Consider the following 16,164-nt stretch of genomic DNA (forward strand, 5'->3'; position numbering starts at 1 on the left):
GCAAATAGCCTGGCTTTTTTATTTAAAGATTTAAAAAGCTATTCTTGAAACAAAGAGACTTCCGATGGAAAGATTAAAGAAGATAGTTGCGATTCTAATTATCATATGTTTCGGCTTAAATAATGTTTCTTATGCCTTTGAGATCAATGCATTTAAGCTGGCCGTGCCAAGCAGTTTTTCTAACTTTAAGGACCAGGGATTCAAAGAAGCCGCGCAAATACAGATCGGTATGCGCATGGCTTTAAAAGACCTGGCATCACTTGACCTATCTTCTTTAAATGCACTAGGAAAGCGACAATTTGCTGAAAAAACTATTTTTACCCGAAAAATATCAGGCACCATGTATTTTGATGAGGCCCAAGCATGTAAGCCTAACGATCAAAAGCTTTATGCTGAATCAGGCAGCTATCTGGTTAAGGCACAAACAGCAAGCGGCATAACATATTACTGTTTTATCTCAAACAAGAGAAATGAGAAAGGTTATGATGTCTCGGTCGTGCCTGAAAAAGTGCTTGCCGAAGCGCTGCGAAATGATTATGCGGCGAAGGGCACTAAAAAGAAAAGCATGTTTAGGGGAGGCATATCTATAGTTATTGCAGGCGCCCTGATGATAGGCGCCTATTCTTACTTCCATGGAGAATCAAATAAAGATGCGCTATCAGAAGTAATGAACGCTATAAATGAATGGCATAAATACGAATACGCTGCTCCCGCTACTTACCAGGATAATCTGGTCAAAATAGCGCGCGAAAAAATAATAGAAAGATTGGTAAGTGCATTAGGTGAATATCGGCACAATAAGAGATTTGGCGATTATTTTGAGGACGACTCGGGGCTTCAGGAAGATAAGGAAACATTCGACTGCACTGTCCCCGAAATCGCGGCTAATGCTTTTGGCGAAATAGGTAAGCCAGCCGTTCCGAAACTCATAAAAGCACTAAATGAAAAGGTAGTGAAAAAATCAGATTTCAAGCGCCGTGAATATGTAGCAAAAGCATTAGGTATGACGGGTGATGCAGAAGTGGTAGAGCCGTTAATTCAAACCTTAAAACAATTGGCAGATAGCGGTTGTGGGGCCAGCGATTACAAGCACAATAAGTCCGTATTTGACGGTTTAGTTAGAGTAGGTAAACCGGCCGTCCCGGCGCTTATAGAAGTTCTAAATGATAATACAAGGGATCCCAAAAAAACCTTAGAGACTCACCGCGGTCCGCTTTGCAGCTATGAATGCTTCAACCGTGCTAAATTTGCCGCCGAAGCGTTAGGTGTTATAGGCGATGGAAGAGCCGTAGAGCCTTTAATTCAAGCTCTAAAACGGTTATCAAACGTATACTGGGTGGATACGATTTCCGCAAATCATAACATAGTAATTGCTTTAGGAAGGTTAGGAGATAAGCGGGCAATCGAGCCGCTCATGGTACACATGAAGAATAACGAATGGAACCCTAGCCGCGTTAAAATCGTAAAAAAGGCTATCGAAAGAATCGAAAAGAGGCAGGGGGGCACATCGGCTCCGGAGACGTCGTCTCAAGGGCTGGCAATGGCTGGTTCAGTGGTGTTAGGTTTAGTAGGGAAGCCTAGGGAAAAGTATGCAAAACCGGCAAACGAAGACATCCGTCTTATAGCATCGCGAATAAAAGAAGCGGGCATAGAAGTATTTATTCCTAAATCTCAATTCCTGGGTGACACGATAGCTAAATATAGGGGCGTTGTGGAATCTATAGGAGGCAAGCTTAGGGTATACCAGAATATCGAAGCCTTGCAAGGCATGGTGGAGTATCCCGCTAAGTCAATAATAATGACCGCCGGTATTTCAGAAGGCGACATGGCATTGTTGCAAAGTTTAAAAGCAAGCATGGGGCAGCTTAGATTCATGAATTTTGCAAAGATGGAGGATTTAAGTACGATGTCAGTAGAAGAGGTTGATAATTATCAGGCTGATATTTTAAGCATTCTCCTTATAGCAAGAATAATTACGCCCGAAGATTTTCAAGATAAGGGCAGTCCCACCTATCGGATGCTTGCGCATCTATTGGAAGACTACATGCCTGAAGGCGTAGCAGTGGAAAATTATATACAGGATATAGTTACAAATGCGGCTAGACTGGTTAAGACGATATTGAAGGCCTTACCAGTAGCAGCATACAAAGTTATGAGGCAATCTGTTGAAGTTCTCTGGGCAGCGTAAAGAAAGGATCCGATTATGAATACAATAAAGAACCACAGATTTTTTAAAATAATATGTTTTGCTCTAGTCATTACGTTTATCTCACTCGACATATCATATGCTTATCCCGCTGAACACACAGCGCAGAATTCCACACTTGCTACCCCATCGGTATTTCAAACGCAGCCTATTACTACACATGCTGAAGCATTTCAAAGGTCGATGCTTGCGGACGGCAATCTTTTAGGTACAGTTTGCAGTATAGGTAAGTTTCTATTGGAAGACGGCATCAAACTTCGTCATCTTGCCAGAGTATTAGGCGAGGAACTGGGAGACGCCGCTAAGTATGTAGACCTGTCGCGAGTAAGCGTGACGATTATGTATGATGGCAGACTGGTAAAACTCGATCCATCATTATCGGTAGATACCCCCCAGAGCGCTGTCGTATTAATTCCATATAATAAAGACGGGAAGAATGGGATAATCGAGATTGCGTTAAAGAACAATCCGTTTATCGATAAGTTAGCCGGATATCAGTGGGTTGTGTCGGATAAGTACGTTATTAAGGACCTGCCTGCCGATTATAAAGAGCCTGCATTACGGCCCGCACCAGAAGTTAAAACGGAAGCGCCTGTTCAACCGACTATAAGCGGGCCTATAGCGCGGGTCGAGGCTCCGACTACTGAAGCAGAAAAGTCCAAAGGTATTCTGACGAGGGTATTCAGTATAAGGGCAATTACGACGTTTACATTAGCCATTATTCTGCTATTTACACAGACTGCGCTTGCCGCATCAGGTGACAGCACAAACCTCTTTTCTTCCAGCAACATGTTTCGACTAGTCACAGGAATAGCGGTCCTCATAACCGTTTACCATTTTGCTAAGAAACGGCTTATGTTGGCAAAGGCGCAAGCTATAATAAATGAAATTGGCACATTGGTATCCATGCGGACGGAATTTTCGAAAGTTTATGTTGTTGATAATCCAGGCCAGGCGCTATTTTCTATTGGGACCAAAAGCGGAGAAATGCCGGATATGTGGAATTCCGCACTATTTATCAACGCATCCATAATAAGACAGATGAGATTTATATGGCTTTGGGATAATCATAACGATTTGATTAGGCAGATAATGTCGGTAGATTTATATCAGAGAGCTGTGTCTGTAAATGAGAGTGAAAGCATAGATAGTAGTTTAAAAACACAAGGATATGCGGGCAGAGACGATCCAAATGCAAAAAACGCCTACTTTTCCGAAATAAATAAAAGAGCATATTCAAAAGTGGGCCCAAGAGGAGTTGCGTTGGAGGCTTGGTTTTACCAAATTTATTCAGATCCTTTATATGCCATAAAGCATGCAAACAGGGATTGGATTGCAAGCGAAGTTGGAATATATTTAGCCAAAAGATATTTATGGATGAACAATAGGCAGATCAAAGAAGTTATTAAAGAGATATTTAAAATAAACGAATATTTTTTCAATCCGAAAAAATCAAAAAGCATAACGTTTAAATCTATCAATCCATTCGCCGCCATATTCGGCATTGCAGCATTAAACTCGACATTCTCTGTAGTAAAAGATTTCATCTTCGCGATAACCAAAGATAATGTGATAGACGCCGCGATGATAGGCACGACGCTTGTGCTATCCATCTCTGTGTGGCGGTCAGATTTTCCTGTCAGCTGGCATTTGTTCTGGGCGAGATTCACCAAAATTAGTAACGCGCATATAAATGCGTTAATTAAAATGGACAGGATGGCTGTCCCCGATCTTATAAAAAATGTATTAGGGTCTAAAAATCGCGGTACCCGTTGGCTTGCACTGTACATCCTTGGCGAGATCGGTCCTGTAACGCCTGAAGTTATACCCGCCTTTGTAAAAGCATTAGGAGATAGTGATAGCGGCATTCGCGCTCTTGCCGCAGACTTAATTATTGAAGCAGACGATATCCGTCTTTCATTCATGCGCGATTATCTAAAGATGGTTAGATACGCGAAAGATGAAGGCGATAGATATTATGAAGTTCTAAACCGGGAAGAGATAAACTATATTGTCGAATGCCTTAATAATAACATGGCTATAAAAGGCCAATATATCTCCCATGTTCTCAGCAATGGTTCGTTGGCGAAATTGATTATAAATATGAACGCGCCGGTAGTTCCTACTGCGAAAGGGACAGAGCAAAAGTTGGGTGCAGCCGAACTAAAATCCAAATGGTCTGAAAAAATGAAGAGCGCGGACGAGATAGGGATAAAAGTTAACATAGGCCAGCTTGACGAAATAACTGCCACTAAAAAAGAAATTAACGGAATAGAATATTTTGAATCGAATACACATAATATGAAAGTTAGCGGTGATAATCGGTGGCATAGAGAAGATGCTGTAGTATGTTCTTTCGATGCAGCAGAATTTAATTTCACAAAACTATATGAAGATGTAAAACCGCGGCATTTAATAGACGAAATTAAATTGGAGAATGATGATTGGTATATCGGTATGGATTACATGCCGATATTGAAATATCATATGATCATCGCCCCGAAGCAGGCGCGCCAACAGCTGGCGACGCCGAAAGACATGGCCGATATGCAGCAGTTTTTGGCGCAAATGGGAGATGAAAAGGCCACGCTTCTGCATAATAGCTTATTGGCCGGAGCGGGCATAAATAGCTTACATTATCATTTATTCTTTTATGATTTTCCGATTTTTAAAGAAGGATTCCCGATTTATAGAGGGACAGAGAAATTTAACACAAAAACATTTACAGGAAAAAATTGCGCCCAAGAAGCAGGGGCATATTTAGAGGAGTTACAAGGCGCTAATCAGCCGTATAATTTGGTAATGAGATATGAAAAGATCATTATTATACCGCGCCCTCGCGATATAGAATTTGGATATGGAGCCGATGCGTTAGCAGGCGTTGTTTTCTATGGCAATGATCGATCGCTGGAAGCGGCAACCTGGTATAAGCCGGAACTGATGCAGGTTTCTAATGCCGCCCAGCTATTCGAAATAGTAGAATCCTCTCTGAACAGTAGAATGGCGCAGTTTATTAAGGCCGGGAATAACCTTATTAATTTGGCCAACACAAGAATGGCCTTGGAAGGCCGTCCCAGTATCGGTAATCTCGATCAAAGAATGACTACGGCCGGAATAATACAGAAGGTTGAGTGGGCTATTGAAAGTTTGGATAAGGAAGGCATTGCGCCGGAAATTAAATCCGCCGTCGAATCACTGAAGAAAAATCTCACCCAATTCGAAGCAGATAGCACGGTCGGGTCACTGATCGTTCTAGCCAGAAGAGCAAAAAGAGAGGATCAGAAGCTTATAATAGGCCTTGAGACAGACTGGATACCCGGCATGAACATAAAGGACAGTTGTCAAAAACAGGCAATATTCGCGCTTATGAAAGAGATAGACTCTATAGGTGATGCGTTAAAGTCCATGAGACTCGATAACGTAGAGATCATCCGCGGGAGCGGCAAAGAGCTGGCCGACACATTGCTGGATAAGGCAGGGAAGACGCGCACCAATCTGCATAACGTAGTAGTCATGGCCTCCAGCGACACTATAAACTCCGAGAACTTCGCTAAATTAAGGAACGTTGACGATAACGACAGGCCGTTCTTAGCCGGTATTGACCCTAAAGATCTCATTAAGTTTTACTCCGAATATGGCGAAAGCACCAGCAATCAGCTCTATGTGAAACTGACGCAACTGCTTTATATGACGCTTGAACTTGCGTCGGGGAAAGAACCTATGTATACGCCAATAATCGATTCTTATGACAGGAAGATGAGAATTGTTATATTCATGCCAAGAGCAGAGGCAAAAGATTATGAGGCGCTTAAGAACACTTATGCAGCTGAAAAGACTGCATTAATGGCAGCCTAATTAAGATATAAAAAAGTTAGTATAGAGCTATTGACTTGTGTGTCTACATATGATATTATTATGCATAGTCTATTAGAAAGCCAGTTAAAAATTGAATACAAAATCACATAACATTATAACGGAGGATGGGATATGAGATTCTGGAAGAAGACAATTTCGATTTTATTGATCCACGCATTTTTGTTATCGAGCCTGCCGGCGGGAGCATTGCAGCCGGCTTTCGCCGCTGCGCTCGATAATACCCCAACTGCAACTAAAGAAATAACCACCAATCCGGAAAATATAATAATATCCAGAGATTACGGCATTGTAAAATCCAAATTCACAGGCAAGAGCGATAAACTCATAATCCACATCCAGGACGCTCACTGTAACTATGAAGCCCAGTCCAATATAGCGAAAATTATAGAAAGTCTCGTTAAGAATGACTCCTTAAGTTTCGTATCCGTCGAAGGAGCCGACGGCCTTATAGACACCTCATGGTTTAAGGCATTCCCGGACGCCGAAGTGAGAAAGGAAGTCGCCAATTATTTCATGAAGAAGGGCGAGATCACCGGGCCAGAATTTCTTTCGATCACTACAGACTACCCGATAAAGCTTTTTGGCGCGGAGACGCGTGAATATTATATCCAGAACCTCAATGCTTTCACCGCTAGTTATCCTTCAAAAGAAGAGACTGAGAAATATCTAAACGGCATAAAAGCTGTCCTGAATAAGCTCCAGAGCTTTATCTACAATGACGATTTAAAGGCCATGGATGCCAAGTCACGGGAACATGAATCTAAGAAGATCCAATTCAATGAATATGTGCGTTTCCTGCAGTCTGAGGCCGAGAAGCATAAGATCAATTTAAGGCAGTATGAAAATCTTTTTAAACTGATCAATGTCCTTACATATGAGAAGAAGATAGATTTCAGCGTGACTGATAAAGAGAGAAGCGCCGTTATAGATGAATTTAGCAAAGTTCTGCCAAAAGACATTCTGACGGAGCTTGTCAATAAATCGATATCTTTCAAAGTCGGCAAGATAGCTTCATCGGAATATTATGAATATCTAAGAAACCTCGCCGCGAAGAACGGTATAGAGCTTTTGAAGAATTATCCCAACCTCAGCAACTACATAATATATAACTCAGTATATTCGAAGATCGACAATGAGAAACTCTTCAATGATATAAAGGAAGTCGAGAGCGTGATAAAGGAGAAATTATTCGAAAATGAAGACCAGAGGACCCTCGAGAAACTCTCACGTCACATAGACACTCTCCTCGGCCTCATTAATATAAAACTTCTTAACGGAGAATTTGACTACTATAAGACACATAAGGAAGAGTTTACGCCTGAAAGCTTTACGGATTTCATGAAGGCTAAGTCTATACAATTCGGCTTGGCTTATGAGACGGAACCTCCAGCCGCCACGGTCGCGGACAGCATAACGAAGCTTGAGGATTTCTACGCTATTGCCATAAAGCGCGATAAGGCGCTTGTGGATAACACTCTGGAAGGGATGAAGAAGGCCGACCAGAAGATAGCTGTCCTCGTTACAGGCGGATTCCATTCCGAAGGCATGGCTAAGCTTCTGGAGAAACAGGGCATCTCTTACGTGGTCGTTTGCCCGAACATAACAAAGGATGTTCCCACTCCATATATTCAGATTCTTACCAATCAACGAACCTCTTTTGAAGATATACTGTCTACTCCGCAAGAGCCTGTGAAACAGAACATGCTTGCGCCTGCGCTCCTATCGTGGACGATGGGATTGAAGCCGGAGGAATTCAATAGGCTATTTAAAAACTTTGCCGGCCTGAAAGATAGGGTGGGGGATGTTCAAGATGCGTGGGTAAAAGAACACTTATTGCTATGGCTTCACAAGGCACTTCAGTATATGGGCCAGCATCGTATGGCACATGATAAGAATGTGCTGAAAGATGCTTATAGGATGGCTATTGAGCGTACGGCTCAGGCTGCAGGGCGTAGTATTGCGGAAGCAAAGGATACGGCAGAAGCTATTATCTCTTCCGAGGTATTTATCGCGGCATTCGACGCGGCATATTCTACTCTGACTGTGCCTGCTGTAGTAGACATAGCGCATAAGGCTGCCGGTTCCGATACGTCTGAGGAAGGAGAGGATATCCCTGAGGACGAGAATATTCGGGAAAAGACCCATGGCGCCACCCTTACTAATGCGGTAATTAACCGTTCCATGGAGGCCCCCGGGACGCAATTTCTGACGATATTTGACGCCAATAATCCTTCAGCTATGTTAAATGCACAAAAGATCAATACCAAATTTGCCGACATAGTTTATGATCTCGAGTCCGTTATTAAGGGGCTCGAGGATTCCGATATCAAGAATATAGTGCGCACTATCGAAGAGATAGGGTTCAATACCACCGAATTTGAAAAAGCTTTCACTAAAGAAAACCTTTTGGGAGTCCTAAAGTCTGGATCGGGATTTAAAATAAATCTTGTCCAGCCCAAAGAGGAGATAACGGGCTTGAAAGTTCCGGGAATAGCTATGCTACGAATGGGCTCGAACTATGGGCATTACAGTGTGAATAATAATTCCATCTACTGCGCGTGGGGTGCGGTCAATGCGTTACTCGAAGAAAATACCGGGCTGTCACGGCGTCTGATAGTGGCGCTTGCTCTGCATGAGCTTACGGAATACGCGGTTCTAAAGAAGATGTTTCCCGGAAAATCTGTAGCCGATGACGTTAATAGCGCTGAACGGATAGTGCACGAAGCCGCTCAACGTCTTGAAAAACTCGTCGTCGGCCTTGGCAGTACGGACAAAGTAAGTAAACTTGATGATAAACTTGCCCAGATCACAACCGAATATTATAATGAATTTTCCCAGAGGCTCCTTGATATAGTGGTTAAGAATGCTAAATTGAACTCTGCAGACAAAGGGTACCTGTGGAGTATGTGGAAACAGCATATCGTGCGTTATACTTCATCCGGCGGCAGGAAGCAACTAAGGATCATAACGGATCGAAAATTGCTTGATAGCCCGAAATTCGATCCGCTTGTAGATGGCAACTTCCTGCTTGCGTCGATGCTTTCTGACAAAGAGAGAGAGACGATCCTGGGCGCTTTCGAATATTCAGATCTTAAAAATGACGAAGCGAACGCCGAAGCGGCAAGACAGGTGGTTGTAACCGCTAACTCAATGGACGGCGGCCTCGGTGAAAGTACTGGACGCATGAAGTTCCTTCAAATGATGGCTGTGGAAAACGGTCTGTCTCCGAAGGTAGAAATGGGTGCGAAAGGGACGGACTTTGGATATTTTATGACTTATAAAGGCCATAAAGTGTTTGTAAGTATAGCAGAGGCGAAGCTTCTACAGTTATATCTGGCCGCTACGGCAACAGATATTGCCGGTAATAAAAAATTCGGCGGCATAAATTTCCAGCCGCTTGTGAATAAGGACTCAAAAAAATCGTATAAAAACCTATTAAATAAGGTTTGTATATTTGACAGTCTTGACCCTAATGTGGAGCTTAAGCGGAGCTACAAGGATCTGCTTGAGGCCGCCGGGGTGAAAGTGTTCGATGATATGCTCGAGCAGGCCGATCTTCCCTGGATAGACATGGCGACTCATAATATAACATTGGGCTTAGATGAAGAGAGGCGCCAACCGGGCGGACACGGCCAGTGGGGTTTTTACTTTCTGTACGACGCCTATTCCTCGAAACCTCCCGATGACGGGAAGACGCATGTCAGGGTTTTTTATAATGGAGATAACCTCAATAGCAGGATCAATGAAAATATTGCCGGGGCCATGGTGAGAAATAGGTGGCCGATCGTGAAACTGACGACTATAGCGACCGGAATAGATAAGAAGGGCGGCAAGGACGGCGTCAGAATAAAGAAGGTAGGAGACAAGACTGTCTACATACCTGACCAAATGGAAGAGGCGGAGGCCAAAAGAGCCGGCCAGCTCGAAGAGTTCTATGGTGCCGGACTGGAAGGTGGCCTCGGGGAAAATAATAAACAGCCTTTCAATACTAATATGTTCTACATGAACATTACATTGATTCATAGCGTAATGCGGGAACTGATGGAACAGGGATTGATCTCGGAAGAAAAATTCTATGACATCATCTCGCCTATATTGATACCTAGGGAGAAAGAGGATCCGGTGACTAAAGCTAAAGGTGCGTATGCCCCTATTGATGGAGCGATAGGCGTCGCTATGCACCATTTTAATGAATTTTTCCTGTTGAATACCGATCCAAAGGTAAAAGCAGTGCTTGATAAATACGGAATCAAAAGGATGCTCTATTTTGTTAATGTTCCGCGGACGGAGTTCTTTACACCGGTAAAAAAATGCTATGATATGTGGCTTCAGGCCTATAGCGACTATTATACTAAGATCGATACCGGAAGCTGGTCGCTGAAAGATTCCGAAGGAGCTGTAACGCCACCTGGCTTTGTTCTTATAGAACCACCGTTTGAGGAAAAAGATACGAAGAGTTATTGGAATGAAATGCAGAATGTTATCGATTCGTTCGGGCATGCCAGCACCATACAATTGAAATCATTAACCATCGTAGGTAAAATAATTGCGAAAGACGCCAAATTCATCGGCACCGTAGTTATAGAAAACAAAAATTCTCAGATTGTAGATCTAAATCAACTGAGGGCTACTAATCCAGAGCTTGAAGCGCTCTATAGTGGGGACAAAGCTATCCTTAAAGATGTGCGAATCGTTATAAATAAGGATCTTTCGGTGACCGTAGAACCCATTAGCAAAGATGCCCGAATCACTGTAAATGAAGATTTCTCAGTGACCATCGAACCCAGCAGCACGAATGGGGACGTCGGCGCGATACGCGGTAACGGCGAAGGTGTCTCGGCGGAAGAACATGGCACGAGGACTCTCGGAAATGCTAATTATGACAGAGTCAAGGCCGCCCAGGAATATAGCCTGAACGGAATAATTGCGCGAAGATTTGATTCCGATAATGGAAACGGCAGCGTTGTTTACACCCTTTCTACCGAAAGAGATTATCGTCCATTCATGGGGGATAAGAAAGTAGCAGGAATAAATATCGCTGATTTTAATAAAGACGGCGAACAGGCCAAACTTGAGCTGATCAAGAGGAGCCTCGTCGGAGAAAATATCACATTTTATATTATCAAAGGCTTAAAGGATAAGCTATTACAAAGCGGCATAGTTCCGGATCTGATGTTCCATCCGGGCGTGACGAGACGCGCCATATATATGGATGAAGGCGATTTCAGGTATCTGCTCTCTTTGGAAAACGGCGTCGATATCATAGCAGAGGCTGTGAAGCACGAAAAGGCTCACATGAAAGATTCTTCAGCAACAGAAGCAGCGGTTGAGAAAATAGCCCCGATCTATAACGTGAGGTTGGCGTTTACTTTAAGGGATGTGGCCCAGAATAGGGCTAAGATGGAGATTGAAAACAGACAATTCGAAGTCGGTAAGGAGTATGAACCGGGCAAAGTTTATCAGAAGCCTCTTCCAAAGTTCGCGAAGTTTGGGACGAGCGGCGTCAGGTGGCTGACATGGGATATATTTGAACAATTCAGACAGGCCGCGGAAAAAGTTAAAGCAGGCAAGGCTGATATCACCGCGCAAGACAGAGAGTTTGCAAGGAAGTACGATGTCCTTGTGTCGAACGGTTACACGCAGGCGGACTTTACTATGCCTAACATCGGACTCGTAACGAAATCGATAGCTCTTTACAATTTAAAGAAAGCTCAAGGATTGTATGAGACCGTTTCCGGGACGACCGATGATTTCAGGAAGAAACTCGAGGAGAAGGGCTTGCTCCTATTCTACGATAACCGCCCGGGGAATTTTGAATATGTAAAAGAGATGGCGCGGATACTTGTCTCATACGGTATAAAGGTAACATTAAATAAATTCGAAAATAAATTTACTCCGGTACTCATAGCATCCATGAGCTTACTCATAAAGAGAGAAGGGTATGCGGGCGGATTATATTTAACAGCCAGCCATAACGGCGATGAGTGGAACGGTATTAAATTTAACGCGGAAGACGGCGCGCCGTCAATGCCTAAAGTTACTGACGCTATAGGCGCGATACTTGCGGAGGAGATCGGCCGCGAAAAGCCGGGATACGATAGAGCCAAAAAAGATGTGGAAGGCCTTATGGCCGACGGCAAAATAGCGGCCATGGACGCCACGCGATATTATGTTGATGCCGTCCTGAACTATATGGGGCCGGAGAGAGTAGAGGCCGTAAAACAGGCGATCAGGGAGAAGAGAGTTACATTCATATACAGCGCGTTTTATGGAAGTTCCGGCCTTGCCATGAAGATGCTCTGTGAGCGTCTCGGAATGTCGGAAGAGACTATAGAAAAAAATATAATTGAGATCGAAAAACCAGGTGAGGGCGTTTACGTCGCAAGTTACGAACCTACGCTGGAGAAGCTCGAAGTTCTTAAAGCGAAAGTTGATAAAGTGGTAGCTGATATAAAGGATCAGGGTGGAACTCCGATAGTAATAGGAGGTTCAGCCGATAATGACGCTGACAGATTCCAGGTTAACGAGAATGGAGAAGAGTATATACCCGGGAGGCTTACGGCTATACTTGGTCACTACCTTGTTACTTCGAGAAACTTGCGCGGTAAAGATGTGCTGTGGGGCAGAAGCTTCGTATCCAGTCACTACCCGGACGAAGTAGCGATGCTTTTCGGGCAGAAGACGCAAGTAGAGCCCACAGGATTCAAATTTTCCCCGTCCGTTTTGGCTAAAGGCGGCGTAATATTTTACGAAGAAAGCTATGGCCAGTCATTCTGGGACTGGACACTCGATAAGGACGGTGTCTTACCGGCAATATTAGCGCTTGAACTTGTAGCGACTACAGGCAAGAGCCTCGCGGAATATGAAAAAGGTATTAAGAATGAACTGAAGGCGGCAGGATTACTGTCAGAATTTCATTTCGAACGGGATGACAAGCGTTTACCCGGAGATGTTAAAGACAATGCCGTAAAATTATTTAAAGAATTCTTTAACGGTATTGTGGTAAACCAGACCACCTTCGCCGGAAAGAAGATAACCGAAAAATATGATTCTGCTAAATTCGGCGGGATGAAATTTGTTATGGAGGACGGCAGTTGGATCGCTCTGCGCTCATCCGGGACTGAGCCGGTCATACGTGTCTATATGGAAGCTAAGGATGCTGCGGCAGTCAACGTATTGCGTCAGGCGGCCCTTGTATTGATGGCGCTTAATGCAGAGAGATCCAAAACAGAGACTGCAGGTGCTGTAGAGGGCGGAAAGAAACTGCACACGCCTCTCGACGCAAAAGGCGATAAGGCGCTCGCGGCCGGCTTCCTGAAAGCAGGATATAATAAGGAAGGCAAGACCGCCAACATCGGGTATGGTGTCGAAGAAGGGGCGGTAATCGATGGATCGTTCGCCACAGAGGGCGAAGGCATCCAGGGTTATTATGTCGATAAAGGAAAGCAATTTCTAGCTACCATTAAGGATATGAGAGATTTCTTTGCCAGACGCGCGCAAATATTAGGTAAGAATATAAAATATGTAATAAAACCGGGTATTGGCGGCCAGCACACGCCGTTCCAGGGTATCGCTGAAGTCTTTCAGGTGATCGATACGGAAACCGGAATGGTCGTAGGCGAATACGAGCTGGGTAAGAATTACGAAGAAGCGCTTGGTAAAGTGTTGGCAGGGCTTGGTGCCGACTGGGACCAGATTGCGGTGATCCCGAGCTCGAAATCAGGCTCCACCGATGAGACGATGATGATATTCAGCGAAATCTTCTACACGCTCCTTAAGAAGATAGCCGAGAAGCAGGGCCTTAACGGCGAACAGTTCTCCGACACCTTCTTTAATACATTGCATGATATAAATTTCGAGAATGGCGTCGAACGGAAGGGCGCGGATCTCTTTAAGGGATTCAGTTTGACGCTCCTTACGAATAATCTGAAAGCCGTTCCGGGATTCAAGACAGACTATGAACAGGTGAGAAATGTGTTCCGTGTTGTATTGGGAAACATGTTCTTTGAGACTACCGATAGGCCCTCACAGAGCCGTCTCGCGGCCTTTATTAAAAACTCGGGCCTCGATAAGGAGCTGGGTGAAAAATACGCGCCCGGATTCGGCGCGATGTTCGACAATGTCGGCGGACGCTGGACAGCGGACCTTCATATGATGACCTTCCTGGCATATCATAATATGACCGATGAAGAGATAATGGCGTATTGGCAGAGCCGGTATAACGGCATAAATGAAGTCCGTAACGGTACGCATCTGGCTAATAGTCTCGCGAAGAAGATACTCGACGAAGGGATCACCGATATAGCTCTGGTCGTTCCGAACGAGCTATTCTGGTTCGGTAAGTCCATAGAGCAGAACTTTAACGAATCTATCTGGCAGGAAGGTTTCGCTAATCTGGTCGCCGTTAAAGCGAGTAATTGGGAATACCAAAAAGCTAACTATTCCGGTAAATCGAAACGGCTTGTCGTGGATATTACCGGAGCAGAACTCGATATGAAAGGCTGCGATCTCTTTAAAGTGCCCGCGCTTTATAGCGGTACAGCGGCAGCCAAGACAAAAGAAAATTTGGCTATAGAGCTCGGAAGGCTGTCTACAACATTCTATGGCACCACATACACCGTCGGGACGAGGCTCATAGATAGAGCGTTGGCGCGCGAAGGATATACGTGGGCCGATGTCGATATCAATAATCTGAATAATCCGGCAACGAGGATCATACAGCGCAATCTCTATTTGCGGCAGCCGTATGTAGAACTCGGCAAAGGGCTATTAGAACAGAAGATGGGTCTTTTTCAAGAGGCAGGCCCTAAAGCTATACAGGCAGAAGTTGCTAACATACAGGATGACGCCAAGCGCGGCAAACTTATCTCTAATATTGAAGAGTTAGGGCTTCCTGATAATGTAACTGATATGCGGACACTGGCCAAGACTATATTTAAGGCTGTCAAATTTGCCGAGAAGGAGAATCGTAAGTTCGTGCCGTTCATATATCTGGAAGGCGAGAAGTTCTATGAATTACGGGAGGCTCTTGTAAAACTCGGCATCGAATGGGTTATGCAGGGTACCGGCGACCAGCATATCAGTTATCAGCAGGTCCTGGCGCAGCCGCAAAAGTATCTGCCGTTCATAATTTCATTCGTTCCTGAGAAGATGCTCCCGGGCAGGCCCGCGATCGGATTCGCCAAAGGCTACCTGAATAATGTAAGCTCGAATATGGTGAGGGACCTTTTCGCGGAGGCATCCTATAGGGCATTGACAGAGCCGAGAACGGACGAGGCAGGACAAAGCGTCCAGGGCGCGATGGGCATCTTCCTTCGCTTACAGGATTCGCAAGAGAACAGGACTATGCTTAAAGAGTCGTTCAAAGAGGCGATCACAGGCCCGCGCGTAGTAGAAATGACGATAACACCTAGGGCAGCAGCGAATAAGCCGGAGGCCGCACGTGAGGAGTATATTTACGATACCTATGTTAAAAATGACGCGGCAGCGCTTCACCAGACTCTCGTCGGACTTGGGGTCAATACTGAGTTGACGAAAAACAAACAGGTGCTGATACTCTACGATACGGCGATAGATCCGACGGTGGATACAACTCATGTAGCGCACGCGGGTGAGGTTGCCGTAAAAAAATACATGAATGAGGCGATAATAGAAGTTCGCGGCACAGGTAAGGCTCTTTACGAAGCGGCCAAAGCGCAAGCTGGAAATTTGAAAGGGCCATACGCGATTGTTACGATAGCCGGGGACGTGACTTTGAGGGAGATAGGCACGGAAGGCTTGAAGGACCTCGGCAAGGTAATCAATGTGCAGAATCCTGATAACAGGTATATCCCGGTCATTGGATTGTATGATCTTGCGCTCAGGATCGCATATGATCTCGGTGATGAAAAGATACTCGAATGTTTAAACAGGATCGCTACAAAGGATCCTAATTTTACGCCGTTTACCTTAGAAGATCTAAGGAAAGGTATGATAACAATACTGCCGAAGATCAGGCCTGTCGATATGGCCGAGGCTGTTGAAGCCTATAAGGCTGCGCAGGCAGCTCTTAAGTCGCTGTAACACTGTAGACCATATATTAA

At 44.6% G+C, this 16,164-nt stretch carries 3 protein-coding genes; all 3 read left to right on the forward strand.

Annotated features, from left to right (window positions below):
- Positions 1 to 64: 64 nt before the first annotated feature.
- The 3 genes from NTY76_07870 (at position 65) to NTY76_07880 (ending at position 16,144) form a co-directional block, all read left to right on the forward strand.
- Positions 65 to 2,188 carry a hypothetical protein gene (locus NTY76_07870; protein ID MCX5679000.1) on the forward strand — a complete coding sequence of 708 codons (2,124 nt, stop codon included), beginning with the start codon at positions 65 to 67 and terminating at the stop codon, positions 2,186 to 2,188.
- Positions 2,189 to 2,203: 15 nt separating this feature from the next.
- Positions 2,204 to 6,061, forward strand: a complete 3,858-nt coding sequence (locus NTY76_07875) for a HEAT repeat domain-containing protein (protein ID MCX5679001.1) — start codon at positions 2,204 to 2,206, stop codon at positions 6,059 to 6,061.
- A 132-nt stretch (positions 6,062 to 6,193) separates the two neighbouring features.
- The gene (locus NTY76_07880) at positions 6,194 to 16,144 is read left to right on the forward strand and encodes a UTP--glucose-1-phosphate uridylyltransferase (GenBank protein ID MCX5679002.1); all 9,951 of its coding nucleotides are present in this window, start codon (positions 6,194 to 6,196) and stop codon (positions 16,142 to 16,144) included.
- The last annotated feature ends 20 nt before the right edge of the window (positions 16,145 to 16,164 follow it).

This window comes from Candidatus Omnitrophota bacterium (assembly GCA_026387175.1).
Taxonomy (GTDB): Bacteria; Omnitrophota; Gorgyraeia; order 2-01-FULL-45-10; family 2-01-FULL-45-10; genus CAIMPC01.